The organism is Kribbella sp. CA-253562 (assembly GCF_050942265.1).
In the GTDB taxonomy this organism is placed as follows: Bacteria; Actinomycetota; Actinomycetes; order Propionibacteriales; family Kribbellaceae; genus Kribbella.
Genome location: NZ_CP192049.1, coordinates 7,812,078 through 7,831,213, shown reverse-complemented (window position 1 = coordinate 7,831,213; position 19,136 = coordinate 7,812,078). Strand labels below are relative to the sequence as shown.

15 protein-coding genes are annotated in these 19,136 nt (G+C 69.5%); 8 read left to right on the top strand and 7 right to left on the bottom strand.

The window, feature by feature from the left end; translation table 11 throughout:
- Window positions 1-7: 7 nt before the first annotated feature.
- Both ACQPXM_RS37235 and ACQPXM_RS37230 read right to left on the bottom strand, forming a co-directional pair.
- Entirely contained in the window at window positions 8-1,603 is a 1,596-nt protein-coding gene (locus tag ACQPXM_RS37235; protein ID WP_432942686.1) for an FAD-dependent oxidoreductase, read from the bottom strand.
- Between the two features lie 2 nt (window positions 1,604-1,605).
- Window positions 1,606-2,676 carry a LacI family DNA-binding transcriptional regulator gene (locus tag ACQPXM_RS37230; protein WP_432942685.1) on the bottom strand — a complete coding sequence of 357 codons (1,071 nt, stop codon included), beginning with the start codon at window positions 2,674-2,676 and terminating at the stop codon, window positions 1,606-1,608.
- Between the two features lie 146 nt (window positions 2,677-2,822).
- On the opposite strand from ACQPXM_RS37230, the gene ACQPXM_RS37225 reads away from it, so the two are divergent.
- Window positions 2,823-4,688, top strand: a complete 1,866-nt coding sequence (locus tag ACQPXM_RS37225) for a hypothetical protein (protein ID WP_432942684.1) — start codon at window positions 2,823-2,825, stop codon at window positions 4,686-4,688.
- 58 nt (window positions 4,689-4,746) lie between these two features.
- Here ACQPXM_RS37225 and ACQPXM_RS37220 read toward each other — a convergent pair whose 3' ends face one another.
- Window positions 4,747-6,498, bottom strand: a complete 1,752-nt coding sequence (locus ACQPXM_RS37220; RefSeq protein WP_432942683.1) for a hypothetical protein — start codon at window positions 6,496-6,498, stop codon at window positions 4,747-4,749.
- A 205-nt stretch (window positions 6,499-6,703) separates the two neighbouring features.
- Here ACQPXM_RS37220 and ACQPXM_RS37215 point away from each other — a divergent pair, with 205 nt between their 5' ends.
- The 4 genes from ACQPXM_RS37215 to ACQPXM_RS37200 are packed head-to-tail and all read left to right on the top strand — an operon-like array spanning window position 6,704 to window position 11,136.
- Window positions 6,704-7,627, top strand: coding sequence for a carbohydrate ABC transporter permease (locus ACQPXM_RS37215; protein ID WP_432942682.1), 924 nt, complete (start codon window positions 6,704-6,706; stop codon window positions 7,625-7,627).
- The gene (locus ACQPXM_RS37210) at window positions 7,617-8,501 is read left to right on the top strand and encodes a carbohydrate ABC transporter permease (RefSeq protein ID WP_432942681.1); all 885 of its coding nucleotides are present in this window, start codon (window positions 7,617-7,619) and stop codon (window positions 8,499-8,501) included. Before ACQPXM_RS37215 ends, ACQPXM_RS37210 begins: the two co-directional genes overlap by 11 nt.
- A 51-nt stretch (window positions 8,502-8,552) precedes the next feature.
- Complete coding sequence (locus ACQPXM_RS37205; protein WP_432942680.1) at window positions 8,553-9,887, top strand: ABC transporter substrate-binding protein; 1,335 nt, start codon at window positions 8,553-8,555, stop codon at window positions 9,885-9,887.
- Between the two features lie 22 nt (window positions 9,888-9,909).
- Window positions 9,910-11,136 (top strand): Gfo/Idh/MocA family protein, encoded by a 1,227-nt coding sequence (locus tag ACQPXM_RS37200; protein ID WP_432942679.1) that lies wholly within the window; start codon window positions 9,910-9,912, stop codon window positions 11,134-11,136.
- Here ACQPXM_RS37200 and ACQPXM_RS37195 read toward each other — a convergent pair.
- Window positions 11,133-12,050: a phosphotransferase enzyme family protein gene (locus tag ACQPXM_RS37195; RefSeq protein ID WP_432942678.1), complete on the bottom strand. Its 918-nt coding sequence runs from the start codon at window positions 12,048-12,050 to the stop codon at window positions 11,133-11,135. The genes ACQPXM_RS37200 and ACQPXM_RS37195 overlap by 4 nt on opposite strands.
- A 298-nt stretch (window positions 12,051-12,348) precedes the next feature.
- Here ACQPXM_RS37195 and ACQPXM_RS37190 point away from each other — a divergent pair, with 298 nt between their 5' ends.
- Window positions 12,349-13,794 (top strand): hypothetical protein, encoded by a 1,446-nt coding sequence (locus ACQPXM_RS37190; RefSeq protein ID WP_432942677.1) that lies wholly within the window; start codon window positions 12,349-12,351, stop codon window positions 13,792-13,794.
- A 46-nt stretch (window positions 13,795-13,840) separates the two neighbouring features.
- On the opposite strand, the gene ACQPXM_RS37185 is transcribed toward ACQPXM_RS37190, so the two are convergent.
- Together ACQPXM_RS37185 and ACQPXM_RS37180 are read right to left on the bottom strand one after the other, a co-directional pair.
- A complete protein-coding gene (locus ACQPXM_RS37185; RefSeq protein WP_432942676.1) occupies window positions 13,841-15,052 on the bottom strand; it encodes a cytochrome P450 in 1,212 nt (403 codons plus the stop codon).
- Window positions 15,053-15,114: 62 nt separating this feature from the next.
- Window positions 15,115-15,801 carry a TetR/AcrR family transcriptional regulator gene (locus ACQPXM_RS37180; RefSeq protein ID WP_432942675.1) on the bottom strand — a complete coding sequence of 229 codons (687 nt, stop codon included), beginning with the start codon at window positions 15,799-15,801 and terminating at the stop codon, window positions 15,115-15,117.
- A 106-nt stretch (window positions 15,802-15,907) separates the two neighbouring features.
- On the opposite strand from ACQPXM_RS37180, the gene ACQPXM_RS37175 reads away from it, so the two are divergent.
- Window positions 15,908-17,086, top strand: a complete 1,179-nt coding sequence (locus ACQPXM_RS37175; protein ID WP_432942674.1) for an FAD-dependent monooxygenase — start codon at window positions 15,908-15,910, stop codon at window positions 17,084-17,086.
- 19 nt (window positions 17,087-17,105) lie between these two features.
- On the opposite strand, the gene ACQPXM_RS37170 is transcribed toward ACQPXM_RS37175, so the two are convergent.
- Window positions 17,106-18,317, bottom strand: coding sequence for an aldose epimerase family protein (locus ACQPXM_RS37170; RefSeq protein ID WP_432942673.1), 1,212 nt, complete (start codon window positions 18,315-18,317; stop codon window positions 17,106-17,108).
- Between the two features lie 213 nt (window positions 18,318-18,530).
- On the opposite strand from ACQPXM_RS37170, the gene ACQPXM_RS37165 reads away from it, so the two are divergent.
- On the top strand, window positions 18,531-19,130 hold the full coding sequence (locus ACQPXM_RS37165) for a cysteine hydrolase family protein (RefSeq protein WP_432942672.1): 600 nt from the start codon (window positions 18,531-18,533) through the stop codon (window positions 19,128-19,130).
- Window positions 19,131-19,136: the final 6 nt, after the last annotated feature.

Below are 19,136 nucleotides of genomic sequence, written 5' to 3'. Positions count from 1 at the left end.
TCCTCCATCAGTAGCCGCTGACGTCCGGCCAGCTCAGTTCGACGCCCTGAGCGACCAGTCGTGCCTGGAAGTCGCTGAGCAGAGCAGGGGTGGCCCGGACCGCTCGCGGGCTGACCCCGCGGTCCAGGCAGAAGGCGGCGAGCAGTCCGGCGGCCTCGCCGACGTTCCACTCCACCGGGTGCAGCCGGTAACAGCCGTTCGTGATGTGGGTGGTGCCGAGGTTCTTGCCGGCGGGCAGCAGGTTCTCGACCCGGCGCGGGATCAGCGCGCCGAGCGGGATCCGGAACGGGCTGCTCGCCACGTCGATGTAGTTGTCCCCGCCGGTCGACGGGTGCAGGTCGATCCGGTACATCCCGACGCCCACGCTGTCGGCGTACTCGACCGCGCCGGCGGCGCCGCGGACGGCGACCGACAGGTCCTGCTCGACCACCGTGTACTCCGCCGCGATCCGGCGGGACTCCCGGATGTACGGCGCCTGGGCGAGCCCGTCGGCCGAGCCGAGCAGGTCGCCGCGCAGGCGCAGGCCGCGGAAGCCGGTGCCGCCGTCGGGCCGCGGCGCCTCGGTCTGCAGCCAGTAGAAGACCGATTGGGACAGCTCTTTCGCACCCTGTAGGTGCCGTTCGGCGTCCGGGACGTCGAAGACGTTGCCCTCCAGGTAGTCGATCATCGGCCAGTTCACCAGGCAGATGTCACTGGCGTACGCCCCCGGCTGGAAGTGCCGGCGGGCGGCGATCCGGCGGAACGTCCACAGGTTGGTGTCGCCGCCGGTCCGGCGCTGATCGGCGACCACGGCGAGCGGGTCGTCGTCAGGGTTGGGTGTGAAGGTGCGCCGCGAGGTCTGCAGCGTGCGGGGGTCCGGCGCGTTCCACGACAGCATCCGGTCGCCCCAGAACGGCGGTTGGTAGTTGCGCCAGAAGGCGTAGTTGGCGGGCTTGTCGCCGACCTGGTCGCCGTCGACGTGGTCCACCGCGAAGCAGAACGAGACGGCCTGCATGTTGAGCGGCTGGGCCGTCGCCGGCGCGCTCGGCTCCTGGGTGTCGGCCTGGGACTCGAAGCCGGTCACGTACTCCGTACCGGTCAGCGGCAGCAACTCGCCCGTCTCGGTCGCGTCGAGGATGTACGGCGCGGTCAGCGTGAGCTGGTCGCCGGTGTCGCGGTGCTGCACGGTCACGGAGGTGACGCGGTCGCCGTCGGTGGTGGCGTCGACCGGCTTGTACGGCTGGAGGATCCGCAGCCGGCGGCTCGCCCGGTACGGCGCGAGCATGGCCTCGAGCACGGCGACGGCGACGCGAGGCTCGTGGCAGAGCTTGGACACGTAGCCGGCGCCCGGGTTGAGCTCCGGGGCGGCGCGCGAGGCCTCGGTGAGCGGGTAGTGGCGACGGTAGTAGTCCCGGATGCCGTCACGCAGCGACCGGTACGACGCTGTGACGCCGAACTGCTCGACCCAGGTGTGCTCGTCGGGCGGGACGGCCTGGCTGGTCAGCTGGCCGCCGATCCAGTCGTACTCCTCGGTCATCACCACGTCGCGTCCGGCGCGGAGAGCGGACAGGGCTGCCGCCACTCCGCCCAGACCGCCGCCGACGACCAGGACTTCGCTATGCATCTCTAGAGACCTCTCGGTGCGGCGAGGGTGCTTCCCTCGACGAGTTGGCAGGGCAGGAGTTGCTGGGGATCGGCCGGTTCGCCGGACAGGATCGACTCGAGCAGCCCGACCGCCTGCCGGCCCATCTCCTTGCGCGGGATGTGGAAGCCGGAGTAGTCGGCGTCGCTGGGGATCGGCCGGCTGGCGTCGCCGAGCGCGACGACGGAGAGGTCGCCGGGCACGGACAGTCCGCGCTGACGAGCCGCGTCGGCCAAGGCGTCGGCGTCGGCGAGGTCCTCGACGAAGACCGCCGTGACGTTCTTGGACAGCAGTTCTTCCAGTACGTCGGCCAGCGGGCGTTCTCCGGGCGGGAGGTGCAGTCCGCGCGCGGCGATCTGCCGGAATCCTCGCAGCCGGTCGGCCGATGACTCGGCTCCTTCACCCGGTCCGACGAAGGCGACCCGCTGGTGGCCAAGCTCGAAGGCCCGCTCGGTCAAGGTCGCAGTCGCCGACACGTAGTCGGCACCGACGTACGGGACCACGCCCCCGCCGCCCGCTGCGCGGGCGGCGGGGGCGGAAGAAGAGGGGGCGGGCGTGGCCGACTCCAGCTCCGGGTTGTCTCGGCGGCCCACGGAGACGAACGGATACTTCTCCGCCACCAGACGGGTCAGCTCCTCAGTGGGAATGTGACGGCCCAGCAGCAGCGAGCCGTCGGCCAGGCGGAGTCGGTTGTTGGCGTGGAAGACCCGGCGGCGGCCGTCGGTGACCGGGGCGCTGGTGAAGAGCAGCAGGTCCAGCCCGCGCTCCTCGGCGCTTTCCTCGATACCGCTGAGGAACGGGTGGTAGAAGTCGGCGCTCGCGCTGGGAAAAACCGACTCGTAGGTGAACACCCCGAGGATCTGGTTGCGCTGCTGCAGCAGCCGGCGCGCCAGCGGATCGGCGACGTACCCGGTTTCGCGGATCACCTTCAGGACCCGGTCGCGGGTCTCGGCCGGGATCCGCGCGGACGCCTCGGTGCGGTTGTTCAGCACCAGGGAGACCGTCGTCTGGCTCACCCGAGCCAGCCGCGCGATGTCCCGCTGGGTCAGCCGCACCGCCGTCACCTCCGTTGAGTAATACGTATTGCCCAGGAACGCTAGAGCGGGCTAAGCAAGCCGTCAAGAGCAAGGATCGAAGGTAATACGAATTAGCAAGGCCATCCTCTTGACGAGCCGAGCGGACGCGCCGGACAGTTTCGGTCATGCCACTGACTCGCCGTGCCCTGCTGACCACCGCGGCCGCCGTCGCGGCCACGCCCGCCCTGCCGTCCATGATCCAGAGCGCCCACGCCGCCGAGGGTCCCCTTCCGCTGCTCCAGCCCCTGCCGCCCGGCGCCCCGGACCGCCGCCTGTTCGCGCCGCTCGAACAGCGCTTCGCCGGCTATCTGGCGATCCTCGCGCCGATGAGCAACGACATCGTCGACGACGACCCCGCGACGTACGGGTTCATGGCCGGCGGCTGGTGGCGGACTCCCGCGCAGCCGTTCAACTCGCGCGTCCAGGAACACGTCTTCACGCTCAGCTGGTTCTACGCGAACCGCCGCCCCTGGAACCCCTACTACCGCGACGCCGCCCTGCTGGCCCGCCTCGACGCCGCCCTCCAGCACTACCTGAAGCTGCAGAACCCCGGCGGTTCATGGCCCGAGTACGCACCCGGCGAGCGCGGCAAGGCCTCCAGCGGCTTCGGACTCGGCTACCTGGCCAAGACGCTCGCCAACCTCCGCCAGGCCAACGCGCTGCCGGCCCGCCGCCGTGAGCTGGAAGGCGCGCTGAGCAAGGGCACCGCCTGGTACCTGGACCCGGCGAACACAGTCGTCTGGGACGACCCCTTCCAGTACACCAACCAGGCCCTCGCGGGCGTCGCCGGATCAGCCCTCACGCTCCAGCTGATCCCCGATCCCGTCCTGCGCCGCCGGCTCGACGAACGCATCCGGTACGTCGCCCGGTGGTCCCAGAGCCCCGCGGGCTTCTTCTACGACCCGCGCGGCATGGACATCAACTACAACTTCGAGGTGATGCTCCCAGAGATGGCCGAGCTCCACCTGCTGACCAAGAACCCGGCGCTGGTGACGATGACCCGGAAGTTCACCGACTGGTTCGGCTACAACCTGCTCCGCGAACCCGACGGCTCCGGCTGGCTCACCTACTACGCCGTCTCCGACCGCACCGCCACGGCGTACTACGACGACGTCGTCCCGGACCCGGACCGGACCAATCTCGGCAGCCTGTTCGTCCCGGCCGTGCCGGAGCTGGCGGCGTTCTTCACCACCCGCGAGGACCGCGCCGCGACGCGCACGGCCTGGGCGGCCGACCCGGCTCCGGTCGCGCCGCTGGCCAAGCAGGACACGTCGCCACGCATCATCGCGCACGCGCCGTACGGCGAAGCGCTGCCGACGCGGGCTGCCAAGCAGGCCGCGATCGCCCGCGTGCCGTACCTGCGCAAGGACACCTTCACCGAGCTGCGCCGTGACGCGGTCGAGAACCAGGACTATCTCTACGTCCGCCGTCCCGGCTTCTACCTCGGCGCCTTCTTCGGCACCCGGCCCGGCAGCGTGGTCAAGGCGGGCACCGGCTTCCTCTGGCATCCCCGTGCCGGCACAGTGATCCACTCCCAGCAGACCGCGACCGGGTGCTGGGCGACGGTCCGGGCCGGCAAAGCCGATGCCGAGAGCAACCTGGTCGCCGAGTACCGGTCCCGCGACGAGGTCCGCTACCGCACTCCCGACAACTCCGTCGTGACCGACCTGGTGACGAGTCACGACACGGTCAGCCGCCGAGTCACCGCGACCTCGGCCGCGACCGAGCAGCTCCCGCTGGTCCTGCAGCCCGGTGACGAGGTTGTCTTCTCCGACGGCACCCGCGTCCCGTACAACGAGTCCCGCACCGCGACGGCCGACGGCCTGACCGTCAAGCGCGGCGGCAGTACGATCGCCATCACCTGGACCGGCACCCGGCCGGCGTCGCTCAACACGTCGACCCGCACCTACCTGCGCGACCAGCGCCGCCGCGTCCATGTCCTCCGTATTCCGCACGGCGGATCCCTCACCACAACCATCCACTGCCGCTGAACCCGAAGCGTCCGAAGAACCCGAGAGCTCGGGTCTTCGGACACTGCGGATCGGCGGATCAGGAGGTGCGCAGCCGCAAGGTGATCCGCCCCGGCGACCGGCCGGTGACGTACACCCGCAGGCCGTCGGGGACCAGGCTGCCGTTGAGGTGCGTGTAGCGCTCGCCCGGGTCCATCGTGACCCGGGTGGCGCCGTTGCCCGGCCCGAACTCGATCCGGTCTTCGCCGATGGTGTACGCGCCGGTGCCTTCCACCAGCTGGTAGTTGCCGGAAGCATCGAGCTGCTGCACGCCGGAGAGCGTTCCGCCCGGCCGGAAGCACAGCTCGATCGCGAACGGGACCTCGGAGCCGTCCAGCGCGAACGACAGGTCGAAGCCGGTCCCGCTCTCCGTGACGGTGACCGACGTCCGCAGGGTCCGGTAGTGCTTCGGGCGGTGCGGGAAGTCCATCGAGGCGTAGAACCGGCCGTCCGGCGTGAGCGCGTAGGCGCCGTCCGCGCGCCGGTAGCGGCGCGGCAGCGGCAGGTGGTACGGGACCTTCACCTCGTCGCCGAGCCGGAAGGTCCGCGCGCCGGTCCGGCGCAGTCCGTCGCTGCGGAAGTGGCCGGTGCTGAAGAACTGCGGCGACAGCCGGACCGAGTCCAGGATCGCGGTGCCCTTGCGGAGCTTGAAAAACGTCGGGTTGGTGGACAGGCCGGACGCGATCACCGGGATGTCGTGGAAGTCGGTGCCGCCGAAAACGCTGGCGGTCCGGTCACCACGGCGGATCCGGGCCAGGCCGTGCGCGCCGTACTCCTGGACGAAGTCGGTCGGGACGGGCTGGAGCGGCGGCAGGACGGCGGCCAGCTCGGGACGCTCGAGCACCTCGGCGAGGAAGTCGCCCAGCTCGCCGGTCCCACGCCGTTCGATGTCCTTGGCAACGGTCGCGAACCGGCCGTCGCGGTCGTGCAGGGCCAGCTCGCGGAACTGGGTCAGGTACCACCAGACGTCGCGGATCCGGTTCTGGTCCTGCCGCCGGGAGGCGATCGTGTCCACCTCGCCGTTGGGTTCCAGCAGATACAGGGTCGCCTCCAGGTTGCGGCGGACGAAGCCGAGCAACTCGGGTTTGCCGCGCAGCCAGGCGATCGTCAGCAGGCTCGGGTTGGTCACCTCCGACGCGTACGTCGAACTGCGCTCGCTGTAGATGCCGTCGGGCGTCGCGTCGATGCCCTCGTCCAGCCAGTCGTCGATCCGGGCGGCGTACCGGCGGTCGGGGAACAGGTGGTGGGTGCGGGCGAGGGCCGCCGAGATCTCCCAGCGGTGGTTCGGCGTGTGCACGCCACCGGTGGCCAGCGCGGGGCCGGCCTTGCGGATGATGCGTTCGAGCACCGCGCGATGGGCCTGGGTCTGCGGGCTGTCGTCAGCGTCGAGGAGCGCGTAGACGGTACAGAAGTCCTGGACGGCGAACGCGCTGTCGGGCGGCGAGTGCAGATTGCCGACGTCGTACGTGCCGTCGTCGTGCTGGGTGCTCTCCAGTTTGTCGACCAGGAACCGCAGCGGAGCCAGCACCGCCGGATCGTGGTGGTACCGCGAACGGTTCCAGACGAAACCGGCGACCAGACGGCGGGCTTTGCGCGCGACGGTCCGGACGCTGTCACCGGCGTTCTGGTGGTTGCTCAGCACGAGCGGGATCTGGGTCTCGTTGGCCCGGGTGAGCAGGGCGAGTAGTTCCTCGTCGGCCGGCGCGCTCGGAGCGGCGTTCGCGGAGCCGGGCAGAACCGTTCCCGCGGACAGTCCGGCGAGCGATCCGGCCAGAAAGGTACGTCGCTGCATGAGGCCTCCAAGGCTGGAAAGCGATTGCCAAATGCCCAGTACTGTTCTTCGGCACCACAACGCTGTCAAGACTTCACACCTGTCCGGAATCGGTCACCGAAAGGTCCGGCGAAGTCTTGTTCGAACCGCTTCGCTGAACTAGTTTGACCGACCTGGGCAAACGCTTTCCGGCAATACTGCAACAGCTTTCCGGAGGAAAGAAAAGATGAGCGCGCTGGGTGAATTGGGCACGCTCGGTCGGAAGAAACCGCCCGGGCAGAAGAAGGACAACGTCGCCGCGTACCTGTTCCTGACGCCGTGGCTGCTGGGTCTGTTCGTGATCACGGTCGGCCCGATGATCGCGTCGCTGTACCTGGCATTCACCGACTACAACCTGATCCAGGCCCCGCAGTGGACCGGCCTGGAGAACTTCACCCGGATGCTGTCCGACGAGCGGCTGCACAACTCGCTGAAGGTCACCTTCACCTATGTCCTGGTGTCGGTGCCGATCCAGCTGGCGGTCGCGTTGCTGCTGGCGGTCGTACTGGACCGTGGGGTGCGCGGGATGGCCTTCTACCGTTCGGTGTTCTACCTGCCGTCGCTGCTCGGCTCGAGCGTCGCGATCGCGATCCTGTGGAAGCAGATCTTCGGCACCGACGGCCTGCTCAACCAGGTGATCACCCCGCTGGGCTTCGACGGCAAGGGCTGGATCTCCGACCCGAGTACGGCGCTCGGCACGCTGGTCGTGCTGAACGTGTGGACCTTCGGCGCCCCGATGGTGATCTTCCTGGCCGGCCTGCGGCAGATCCCGGCGATGTACTACGAGGCCGCCTCGGTCGACGGCGCCGGAGCGCTGCGCCGGTTCGTCAGCATCACGATGCCGCTGCTCACCCCGATCATCTTCTTCAACCTGGTGCTGCAGATCATCCACGCGTTCCAGTCGTTCACGCAGGCCTTCGTGGTCTCCGGTGGCACCGGCGGACCGTCGGACTCGACGATGTTCTACACGCTGTACCTCTACGACCGTGGCTTCGGCAATTTCGACATGGGATACGCATCGGCGATGGCGTGGTTCCTGCTCGTGATCATCGGGGTCTTCACCGCGGCGAACTTCGTCGCCTCGAAGTACTGGGTGTTCTATGACGACTGAGACCCTGCCCCGGTCCGTCCCGGCCACCCGCGCCACGACGCCGGTCTGGCGGCGGGTGCGGCCCGCGCTGACCCACCTCGCACTGGCCGCGGCCGCCGTGCTGATGCTCTACCCGGTGATCTGGATGGTGGTCAGCTCGCTGCGGCCCGGCAACGAGATCTTCCGCGAGCCCGGCATCCTGGTCCGCGACCTGCGGATCGAGAACTACCGGATCGGCTGGAACGCGCTGACCGAACCGTTCACCCGTTACCTGCTGAACTCCGCGGCCGTCGTGCTGGGCGCGATCATCGGCAACCTGGTGTCGTGCTCGATGGCGGCCTACGCGTTCGCCCGGCTGAACTTCACCGGCAAGAAGTTCTGGTTCGCGATCATGCTGGTCACGATCATGCTGCCGATCCACGTGGTGATCGTGCCGCAGTACATCCTGTTCAGCCAGGCCGGCTGGATCAACACGTTCCTGCCGCTGATCGTGCCCAAACTGCTGGCCACCGACGCGTTTTTCGTCTTCCTGATGGTGCAGTTCATCCGCGGCATCCCGCGCGAGCTGGACGAGGCGGCCCGGATCGACGGCTGCGGCAAGGGCGGCATCTTCCTGCGGGTGATCCTGCCGCTGATGGTGCCGGCCCTGGCCACCACCACGATCTTCACCTTCATCTGGACCTGGAACGACTTCTTCAGCCAGCTGATCTACCTGACCGACCCGAAGATGTACACCGTGCCGGTCGCGCTGCGCGCCTTCGTCGACGCCACCGCGAGCACCTCGTGGGGCTCGCTGTTCGCGATGTCGGTGGTCTCGCTGGTGCCGGTCTTCCTCGCCTTCCTGCTCGGCCAGCGGTTCCTGATCAAGGGCATCGCGACCACGGGCATCAAGTAGCTCGTCCCCTGCTGTGTTGTACGCCGTACGTCCCTGGAGAAAGGTTCACCCATGAGGCCGCTACCCCGACTGACCGCACCGCCGCGCCGGCGTGTGCGGGCCCTGGCCGCCGTCGCGATGGCCGCCGCCCTGCTGGCCACCAGCGCCTGCGGAGGTGACTCCGGCGGCGGTGGTGGTGGTGACTCCGCCGGCGAAGAGGTCACCCTCCGGTTCAACTGGTGGGGCTCCGACACAAGGCACAAGATCACCCAGCAGGTGATCGACGCCTTCCAGAAGGAGAACCCGAACATCAAGGTCAAGGGCGAGTTCGGCGAGTGGGCCGGCTACTGGGACAAGCTCGCCACCACCGTCGCCGCCAACGACGCGCCCGACGTGATCCAGATGGACGAGAAGTACCTGCGCGAGTACGCCGACCGCGGCGCGCTGCTCGACCTGAAGAAGGCCGAGGGCCTGGACACCGGCAAGTTCGAGCCGGACACGCTGAGCGCCGGGGAGTTCGACGGCGGCCTGTACGGGCTGAACGCCGGCATCAACGCGTTCACGATCGTCGCGAACCCGGCGGTGTTCAAGGCGGCCGGGGTGGCGATCCCCGACGACACCACCTGGACCTGGGACGACTACGCCCGGATCTCGGCCGAGATCAGCCGCAAGCTGAACGGCAAGGGCTGGGGCACCGCGGCGTACGGGGCCAACGACGCCAGCCTGAACATGTGGGTCCGGCAGCGTGGGGAGTCGTTGTTCACCGAGGACGGCAAGCTCGGCGTGAGCAAGGACAAGCTCGCCGAGTTCTACACCGACCTGCTCGCCCTGCAGGCCTCGAAGGCGACGCCGTCGCCGGAGTTCACCTCGCAGGACATGACCGCTCCGCTGGACCAGAACGGGATGGCGACCGGGAAGCTGGCGATGGCCTTCTCCTGGAGCAACCAGCTCAACGCGCTGAGCAAGGCGTCGGGTCAGCAGCTCAAACTGCTGCGGCTGCCGAGCGTGACCGGCAAGGCGAGCGAGAACGGCGCCTACTACAAGGGCTCGATGTTCTGGTCGATCTCCTCGCGGTCGAAGCACCCGCAGGAGGCCGCCAAGTTCGTCAACTACCTGGCCAACAGCGCCGCCGCCGGCAACCTGCTGCTCGCCGAGCGCGGCGTCCCGCCGAACACGGAGATCCGCGCCGCCGTCACGCCGAAGCTGCAGCCCGCCGACGCGGCCTCCGCGGCGTTCATCCAGGCCATCGCCAAGGAGCTCGGCAAGCCGTCGCCGCCGCCTCCGGTCGGTGGTGGTCAGGTCGAGAAGATCATCCAGCGCTACACCACCGAGGTGCTGTTCGGGCGGTTGTCACCGGCCGACGCGGCGCAGAAGTTCATCGACGAGATCAACGGGGAGCTGAAGTAGTGTTGCTTGAGGCAACTGTCCGATGAGTGACGTCAAGGTTGCCGTGGCCGGGGTGCACGGCCACGGCACCTGGCACGTCCGGCACTGCACCGACCTGCACGCCGCCGGCCGCATCCACCTGGCCGCCGTCGCCGACCCCCAGCTCGCCGCGCCCGGCGCAGCTTCCGGCTCTGGGGGAGCTTCCGCTTCTACTTCCCCGCCCGCCCCCGGCGCAGCCGGGGGCGGGCGGGTTACTCGGGTAGAAGACCTGCCCGCGGGAACTCAGGTGTTCGCCGACCTCGAGAGGTTGCTCTCGTCCACCGAGGTCGACGTCGTGGTGATCAGCACCCCGATCCACACCCATGTCCCGCTGGCCGAGCTGGCCCTGCGGGCCGGGGCCGACGTGCTGCTGGAGAAGCCTCCGGCGGCGTCCCTGGAGGAGTTCGAGCGGCTCCAGCGCGTGGTGGAGGAGACCGGACGGGCCTGCCAGGTCGGCTTCCAGGTGCACGGGTCCAAGGCCGCCCGGACGATGGCGGAGTGGGTCCGCGACGGGCGGCTGGGCGAGATCCGCGGGATCGGCGCCGTCGGGACCTGGATCCGCAACCAGGAGTACTGGCAACGCGCGAGGTGGTCCGGCAAGCGAAGCCTCGACGGTGTTCCAGTGGTGGACGGCGCGGTGACCAACCCGTTCGCGCACGCGTCCGCGACAGCCTTGCTCGTGGACGGATCCGGAACAGCCGAGCAGGTCACCATCGTGGAGACAGAGCTCTACCGCGCGAACCCGATCGAGGCCGACGACACCTCGACCATCCGGATCAGCACCACCCGCGGTACGACGATCGTTGCCGCGCTCACCTTGTGCGCCGAGCCGCCCGGTGGTGATCCGCAGATCATCGTGCACGGTTCCCGCGGACGCGCCGTACTGACGTATCCGACGGACCACCTGGAGCTGACCGTCGACGGCGTCACCACCTCAGCGTCGTACGAGCGGGACGACCTGCTGCTCAACCTGATCGAGCACCGCGAGGACCCGGCCGTCGAACTGTTGGCCCCGCTCGAACAGCTCGGCGGTTTCACCAAGGTGCTCGAGGCGGTGCGGCTCTCACCGCCGCCGCGAGAGATCGACCCCGCGCTGATCAGCTGGCACGGCGAGGGCCCGGAGCGGCATCCGGTGGTGCACGACGTGAACAAGTGGGCCGGGCAGGCCGCGGAGAGCCTGGCCCTGTTCAGCGAGCTCGGCGCCCCCTGGGCCGCAGGCAACGAAGCTTAGAGCAGGCGGCCGGCGGCTGTGCGGAGCTCCGCCAGTTCGCCGGCCGCCCAGCCTTCGGTCCGCGACTCGGTGCCCCGGAACAGCGGCTTGCGGACCAGGTGGAAGTGCAGGTTCGAAATGCGGCCGGCAACGGTCAGCCAGTCGATCGCGGCCAGGTCCGCCGCCGCGATCGCGCGGTGCCGCTCGTAGCCGGCTCGAAACGCGTCCCAATGAGGAGTTGCGGCGACGCCGGTGAAATCGTCAGCGCGGTACCCCTCCGCGGACAGGTCGAAGTCGTGCAGGCTCAACCCGTCCGCGGTGATCAGCACGTTGTCGAGCGAGACGTCCCCGTGGCAGACCCCGCGGCTGAGGCCGTCGGCAACTTTGTCCCGGATGGCGCTCGCGAGCGCCGCGACGAGCTCGGCGTCGGCGGCAGAGAGCAGCGGGACGAGCTCGGCGGTCGGCTCGTCGAGACTGTGCGACAGCTCGGCCGCGCGGCGGGCGAGCGCCGGAGCGAAGGTGTCGGTCGCGGTGTGGAACTGGGCGACGAGCTCGCCGAAGGAACGGTAGAGGTCGTCGGTGAACGGCGGCTGCGGCTTGGACCCGTCGGCGAACGCGGTCAGCAGGTACGGCCGGTCGCCCTCGGGCAGCGCGAGTACGCCGGCCGGGGCGCCGTCCCCGAGCGGGATCACCGGCGGCGTCGCGACCTGGTGCTCGGACAGGTGGATGGAAAGCCCTGCCTCCCAAAGGATCTCCGGGAGCGGGCGCACGGCGTACAGCTTGAGGACGTGGTCGCCCGTCACGGTGGTCAGCCGATAGACGTCGTTGACCAGCGAGCGCAGCAGGGTGCACTCGGTGAAGGGCAGCCGGTAGGTGTCGGCGAGGTGGTCGCGCAGGTCGTCCGGGCGGGGCAACGATCTCTGGATGCGGACCATGTGATGTCCTTTGCGTGACGTCGCGGGGGTGGCGGGCGTTGGACAGTACCGAAGCAGTACCAGGGGAGACGATTCCGTACTCGGGGGCCGCTCAGGAAGCGGGTTTTCCTGCGGGACAGCAGTGGCTCACGGGGTAGGACGGAATCGTTGTACGGATTCACCTCCCCTGAACGCCCCGGGAACCGGTAGCCTCGTGCAGCCGCCGCGCACTTTTCCGGGGGACACCCAGAAGGGTCGCGGTACGACGACCACCACCGACGAACTGCCGGAGAGCCCAAACCGGTCAGGAGATCCCGTCTTGCAGGAGAACACCACCAGCAGCAGTTCCGGCGAACTCGCGAACGTACCCCTCACAGGTGCGGACAAGGTCGCCTACGCCTTCTACGCCACCGCGGCGACCGCCGCGCTCGTCGGCCAGGTCTGGGCCGGCGTCACCCACATCCCCTGGCCCGACGAGGGCTTCTCGACGTTCCTCAAGATCGCCCTCGTCACCCCGGCCGTCGCCGTCATCGAGCTCGGCGGTGTGGCGACCGCGGCGCTGGCCGACCTGCGCCGGCGCAAGGGTGAGCAGGCCTACGCCTATCGCGCGATGTCGCTGTTCGCGGCGATCGTCGCGCTCGTCTTCAACGTGGTCGGCCACTGGCGGCCGGAGGAGCGGTTCCTGGCCTTCGGCTTCGGCGGTCTGTCCGCGTTCGCCTACGTGCTCTGGCTGATCCACAGCTCGGCGCGGCGCCGCGACGCGCTGCGGGTGTCCGGCCAGATGGCCAACACCGGCCCGGTGTACGGCGTGGTCCAGTGGCTGCGCGAGCCGCGGCTGACCTGGCAGGCCCGGTCGCTGGCGATCGAGCACGGCTACGGGATGTTCGAGAGTCTGCGGGCGGCGCGCGAGCACGTGCGCAACGCGGCCCGGCGCAACGCGATCGCCGGCACGGTCGCGGAGTACATCCGCTCCGAGCACCAGGACGAGCGGCTGGCCAAGATCGCCGAGACGACCTACGACGCGGACCGGCTGGCCGGGATGCTCGAGGAGCGGATCAACTACGAGGTGGTCACGAACAAGCTGACCCGGGCCATCTCCCCGCCGCCGGAGGAGCCGCCGGCCGAGGAGCGCAACGACCTGCGCGCCGCGGTCTGGGTGGTCGAGGGCACCGCGCTCAAGCCGCAGCAGCTGCGTCCCGCCGACGGTGGCGTGAACATCCGCGACGAGGACGCGTGGGGCGAGGCGATGACCGGTGAGCTGATGGCCATCGTCGACCCGCCGGTCAACGCCGAAGGGGTCGCCGAGGCCGAGGTGGTCGAGGACGAGGCCGAGCACGTGGTCAACGGGGTCCGCAAGCCGGTGAAGGCGTCGCCGGTGGTGCAGAAGCCGTCCGAGCCGTCGCCGTTCGCGCCGGCCGACCAGGTCGCGCGGCCCGGCGTACCGGAGCCGGTGGTGGCCGAGTCCGTGCTCCCGCCGGTGCTCCCGGAGCCGGTCGTCGTCGAGCCGAAGGCCATCGTCACCGAGTCGGCCAAGCCCGCGAAGGCGAAGCCGGCGGCGAAGGTCTCCGCGACCGAGGGCGAGTCCGAGCCGGAGCCGACCGATCTGGAGAAGCGCCGGATGCGCGCGTGGAACATGCTGTCGGACTGGCCCGAGGGTCACGAACGCAGCGCGAAGAAGCTCGCCGACGCGATCGGCTGCAGCGAGCCGATGGCCGGGCGCTTCATCGAGCAGTACGAGGCGGAACTGGTCAGCACCAAGAACTGAGTTCCCACACACTGAGGGCCCGCTTCGAGCGGGCCCTCAGTGGTGTTCAGGCTCTGACGGTGCCCAGGTTGACCGGGAGTTCGGCGAGGCCGCTGACCAGGACGCGGCGCCATTCGAGGTCTTCGGCCGGCTTGGCCAGGGACAGCTCCGGGAAGCGGCGCAGCAGCGTGAGCAGCGACTCCTGCAGTTCGATGCGGGCCAGCTGGGCGCCCAGGCAGAAGTGCGGGCCGAAGCCGAAGGACAGGTGCTTGTTGTCCTTGCGGTCCAGCCGCAGCTCGTCGGGTTCGTCGTACGCGCGGGGATCGCGGTTGGCGGAGTTGAGCGCGGCCATCACGCCCTCGCCCGCCTTGATCTGTACGCCGTGCAGCTCGACGTCCTCGATCGCGACGCGCAGCTGACCGACCTCGGAGAACCGGTTGAAGCGCAGCAGCTCCTCGATCGCCGACGGGACCAGCGAGTGGTCGTCGACGAGCCGGGTCCAGTTCTCCGGCCAGCGCAGCAGGGTCGCGACGCAGCTGGAGATCTGGTTCGCCGAGGTCTCGTGCCCGGCGACCAGCAGATTGACGCCGAAGGCAATCAACTCCTCCTGGCTCAACCGGTCACCCTGCTCGCGCGCCCGGACCAGCTCGTCCAGCAGGTCCTCGGCCGGCTGGTCGGCGTTCGCCAGCTTCCGTTCGACCAGAGCCTCGATGTACGCCGTCAGCTCGGTCATCGCGTTCTCGACCAGATCCTTCTCTGCCATCCGCATGCTGTAGCCGAGCTCGGTCCACTCGCGGAACTGCTCGCGGTCCTCGTACGGAACGCCGAGCAGCTGGCAGATCACCTGGATCGGCAGCGGCAGCGCGACCAGCTGCCGGATGTCGGCGCCGTCACCTGCCGCCGCGACGTCGTCGGCGAGCTGCGCCGACAGGTCGGCCACCCACGGCCGGGTCCGCTCGATCCGCCGATGCGCGAACGTCGACGACACCAGTTTGCGCAACCGGCTGTGCTCCGGCGGATCGGTGGTGGTCAGGCTGTTCGGCATCGGTTTGGCCAGCGCCACCCGCGGTGCCCCTTGCTTGACCACCGCTGCCCGCGAGAACCGCGGATCGGCCAGCACCAGCCGCACGTCGTCGTACCGGGTCACCAGCCAGACCTCGGCGCCCGCCAGCGTCCGTACCCGCGCGACCGGCCGGTTCTCCCGCAGCTCCGCGAAGGTCGGCGAGGGATCGAACCGGAAAGCGTCGTCGAACGGGATGTTCAGCACGGTCTCCGTCATGCCTCGACCCTATGGACTGAGGTGACCCTTCGCTCGGCCGAGCAGTGTGTCGATCGGCAGGCTCATGAGCGCTGGGCGATCAGCGCGGCGAGGCCGTCGAGGATGCGGTCGATGCCGAACTGGAGGGCGTTGCCGGACTCGGCGGTGGCGGCCTCTTCGGCGAAGGCGGCGGTAACGGCAGGGAAGCGGTCGCCTGCGGCGGCCATCGTCTCGGTGAGCTGCGCGGTGTAGTCGGCCGACGAGCTCGGCGGCGCGAGCTGCTCGACCAGGCTGCGGACGTGCCCGTTGAGCAGCACGATGGTGTCCAGCCGCTCCGCCCCGGTCAGCCCGGTGCCGGCGAGCGCGGTGAGTGCGGACTCCATCCAGCCCAGCTCGTTCGGGCCGATCGGGCGCTGGCCGGTGGTGAGGTCGATCGTCCAGGAGTGCGCGCTGTAGCGGGCGAAGATCGTCTCGGCCCAGAGCTGCAGTCCCGCGCGCCAGCCGTCGGCTGCCGGAGGCGGCGGGCCGAGTGCCGTGTCGAGCATCAGTGCGGTCAGTTCGGCCTTGCCCGGCACGTAGCGGTACAGCGACATCTTGGTGAAGCCGAGCCGCTCGGCCAGCCGCTGCATCGACAGGTTCGCGAGACCCTCGGCGTCCGCCAGGTCGATGGCCTCGGCAACGATCCGTTCCAGCGACAGCGCGGGCTTCGGCCCACGGCGGGCCCGCTGCTGGGTACCCCAGAGCAGCTCGACGGCGGTCGGTGCCGGCATCGCGGTCCTCCTCGAACAGCTCCGTTGACGTGGAACTGTGTCTACCATACTCTAATTCGTGTCCGCCGGAAACAGTTTCTATCGGACCCAGTTTTGAGGAGGCGCCATGAGCAAGTCAGTCCTGATTTCCGGGGCGAGCATCGCCGGCCCCGCGCTCGCGTACTGGCTGAGCCGGTACGGGTTCGACGTCACCGTGGTCGAGCGCGCTCCGGAGCTGCGGCGCGGCGGTCAGGCCGTCGACTTCAAGGGCCGCACGCACTTCACCGTGCTCGAGCGGATGGGCCTGCTCGACGAGCTCCAGCAGCGCCGGACCGGCACCACCGACACCGTGCTCGTCGACGAGCACGACCGGGAGCTGGCGGTCATCTCCGGCGAGTTCACCGGTGGTGACCTGGAGATCCTGCGCGGGGACCTCTCGGAGATCCTGTACGAGCGGACCGCCGAGCGGTGCGAGTACGTCTTCGGTGACTCGATCAGCGCGTTGACGGAGCTCGACGACGGCGTCCGGGTCGCCTTCGAGCACGGCCCGGACCGGACCTTCGACCTGGTGATCGGTGCCGACGGCATCCACTCCCGCGTCCGCGGGCTGACCTTCGGCCCGGAGCGGAAGCTCGTGAAGTACCTCGGTCACTACTACTGCGTGGCCGGTGCCAACCCTGGGAACTCAGCCGAACGACAGGTTGCCCGCGGCCACAACGTGCCGGGCAAGCTCGCGGTCACCGGTGGATCGAAGGGGCAGCAGCTCTACATGTTCGCCTCGCCCGAGCTCGACTACAGCCGCGACGACGTCCGGGCGCAGCGCGACATCCTGCGGTCGGTGTACGCCGGCGTCGGGTGGCAGGTCCCGCGGATGCTCGACGAGCTGGACGGGTTCGACGACTTCTACCTGGACTCGCTCAGCCAGGTCCGGCTGGACGGCCGCTACACCCGTGGCCGGGTCGCGCTGGTCGGCGATTCGGCGTACGGGAACACGCTGGGCGGCTTCGGCACCGGTCTCGCGATCGTCGGGGCGTACGTGCTGGCCGGCGAACTGGCGCTTGCCGAGGGCAACCACCTCGCGGCGTACCCGCGGTACGACTGGATCATGAAGCGCTACGCCAAGATCGCGGGCAACAGCAACGCGGGCCGCTTCCTGGCGCCGACGACGGCGACCGGGATCAAGCTGCGCAACTGGTTGCTCGGCTCGCGGATGTTCCGGCTGATGACCCAGTACGCCGACAAGGCCGCGAACGACATCGACCTGCGCGACTACCCGGCGCTGGTGGCCGCCTCGTCGCGGAGGTGACCACCAGCGGCGGCGGTGCCTACTTGGTGCCGAAGGAGTAGACCGTCCGGGACGTGTAGGTCTGGCCGGGGCGCAGGACCGTGGACGGGAAGTTCGGCTGGTTGGGGGAGTCCGGGAAGTGCTGGGTCTCGAAGGCGAACGCGTCGCCCTGCCGGTAGGACTTGTTGCCGATGCCCTGGAATGTGCCGTCGAGGAAGTTGCCGCTGTAGAACTGCGCGCCGGGCTCGGCGGTGTGCACGGTGACGGTCCGGCCGCTGTCCGGTTCCCAGAAGCGCGCCGCGAAGCGCAGGCCGTCGCGACCGGGCTTCCCGCCGAGCACGAAGTTGTGGTCGTAGCCGCGCCCGATCACCAGTTGCGGATGGTCGTCCCGCAGCCGCTTCCCGATCGTCGTCGGCGTACGGAAGTCGAACGGCGTCCCGGCGACGGACGCGATCTCGCCGGTCGGGATCAGCCCGGAGTCCACCGGCGTGTACGACGGCGCGTTCAGCTCCAGGACGTGTCCCTCGATCGAGCCGCTGCCCTCGCCGGCCAGGTTGAAGTAGACGTGGTTGGTCAGGTTCAGCACGGTCGGCTGGCCGGCCACGGTCGCGTGGTAGTCGATCCGCAGATCGTCGTCGGTGTCCAGCGTGTAGGTGACGGTGGTGGTCAGCGTGCCGGGAAAGCCCATCTCGCCGTCCGGGCTGACGTAGCTGAACGCGACGCCGACGTGCGACGGGGTCTGCACGACCTTCGCCGTCCACACCCGCTTGTCGAAGCCGGTGGTGCCACCGTGCAAGGCGTTCTCGCCGTCGTTGACGGGGATCTGGTAACTCTGCCCGTCGATCGAGAACCGGCCCTTCGCGATCCGGTTGCCGTACCGGCCGATGGTCGCGCCGAAGTATGGGCTGAGCTCGGCGTAGTCCGGCAGGTTGTCGAAGCCGAGGCTGATGTTCTCGGTCCGGCCCCGGCGGTCCGGGGTCTCGACCCGCTGGATGGTCGCGCCCCAGGTCAGCATCGAGACGGTCACCCGTCCGTTGCCGAAGGTGTAGACGTCGACCTTCTCTCCTTGCGGGGTGGTGCCGAAGGGGTCCTTGCGGATGGACAGGCGGCCGTGGTGTGAACCCATGGGCGTGACTGTAGTAGCCGCCGGCCGGGCGCCGGCCGGGCTGGTCAGCGCACCGGCCGCGGCAGCGCCGAGGCCGAGCGCTCCGGCGGCGCGGAGGACGTGGCGACGAGGCAGGTGGTCTGGCATGTGCTCTCCTCGATCGGGGTGGGCGGTGGCCGGCGAGAGCGTTCTCACGCCGACCCGGGCACTGTAAGCACCGGGGTTCGGTGTTTGCCACAGTTCGTCACTGTTCGAATTCGTCCGATGACTCAACGGCATGGCCCGGCCGTGACCGGATCGGTCCGCCTCGGGTCCCGATGGTGCCTGGCGGCCGGGCCGTCGTCCGGCCAGGCTGGAGGCATGACACAGACAGCGCTGATCGTGATCGACGTGCAGGAGTCCTTCCGGGTCCGGCCGAACTGGCAGGCCGTGAACCACCCCGACATCGCCGACCGGGTCGGCCGCCTGGTCCGCAGCGCACGCGACCGCGGAGATCTGGTCGTGTGGATCCTGCACACCGAGCCCGGAACGGGCGGCGCCTTCGACCCGGCGAACGGGCACGTGCGGTTGATCGAAGGGCTGGAGCCGATCGAGGGGGAGCCGGTGCTCAGCAAGACCTCGCACAACGCCTTCACCACCACGAATCTGCAGCAACTGCTTGTCCAGCGCGGCATCCGTGAGCTGGTGATCAGCGGGATCCGGACCGAGCAGTGCTGCGAGACGACCACCCGGGTCGCGTCCGATCTCGGGTACGACGTGGTGTTCGTGACCGAGGCGACCGCGACGACGCCGTTGCCGCACTGGACGCTGCCCGCCGACGCGTCGCTGGAGGAGGTGCTCGCCGACCCGCGGACGCTGTCGCCCGAGGTGATCACCGAGCGGACCGAGTACGCGCTGGCGGGACGGTTCGCCACCATCCGGACGCTCGACGAGCAGGCCGGACTGCTCGTGGGATCCTGACCGGAT

Bases quoted from the DNA above. Each gene is read 5' to 3' on its own strand.
- ACQPXM_RS37235 (WP_432942686.1), bottom strand. From the start codon at position 1,603: ATGCATAGCGAAGTCCTGGTCGTCGGCGGCGGTCTGGGCGGAGTGGCG.
- ACQPXM_RS37215 (WP_432942682.1), top strand. From the start codon at position 6,704: ATGAGCGCGCTGGGTGAATTGGGCACGCTCGGTCGGAAGAAACCGCCC.
- ACQPXM_RS37210 (WP_432942681.1), top strand. From the start codon at position 7,617: ATGACGACTGAGACCCTGCCCCGGTCCGTCCCGGCCACCCGCGCCACG.
- ACQPXM_RS37165 (WP_432942672.1), top strand. From the start codon at position 18,531: ATGACACAGACAGCGCTGATCGTGATCGACGTGCAGGAGTCCTTCCGG.
- ACQPXM_RS37200 (WP_432942679.1), top strand. From the start codon at position 9,910: ATGAGTGACGTCAAGGTTGCCGTGGCCGGGGTGCACGGCCACGGCACC.
- ACQPXM_RS37175 (WP_432942674.1), top strand. From the start codon at position 15,908: ATGAGCAAGTCAGTCCTGATTTCCGGGGCGAGCATCGCCGGCCCCGCG.
- ACQPXM_RS37170 (WP_432942673.1), bottom strand. From the start codon at position 18,317: ATGCCAGACCACCTGCCTCGTCGCCACGTCCTCCGCGCCGCCGGAGCG.
- ACQPXM_RS37205 (WP_432942680.1), top strand. From the start codon at position 8,553: ATGAGGCCGCTACCCCGACTGACCGCACCGCCGCGCCGGCGTGTGCGG.
- ACQPXM_RS37220 (WP_432942683.1), bottom strand. From the start codon at position 6,498: ATGCAGCGACGTACCTTTCTGGCCGGATCGCTCGCCGGACTGTCCGCG.
- ACQPXM_RS37195 (WP_432942678.1), bottom strand. From the start codon at position 12,050: ATGGTCCGCATCCAGAGATCGTTGCCCCGCCCGGACGACCTGCGCGAC.
- ACQPXM_RS37225 (WP_432942684.1), top strand. From the start codon at position 2,823: ATGCCACTGACTCGCCGTGCCCTGCTGACCACCGCGGCCGCCGTCGCG.
- ACQPXM_RS37180 (WP_432942675.1), bottom strand. From the start codon at position 15,801: ATGCCGGCACCGACCGCCGTCGAGCTGCTCTGGGGTACCCAGCAGCGG.
- ACQPXM_RS37185 (WP_432942676.1), bottom strand. From the start codon at position 15,052: ATGACGGAGACCGTGCTGAACATCCCGTTCGACGACGCTTTCCGGTTC.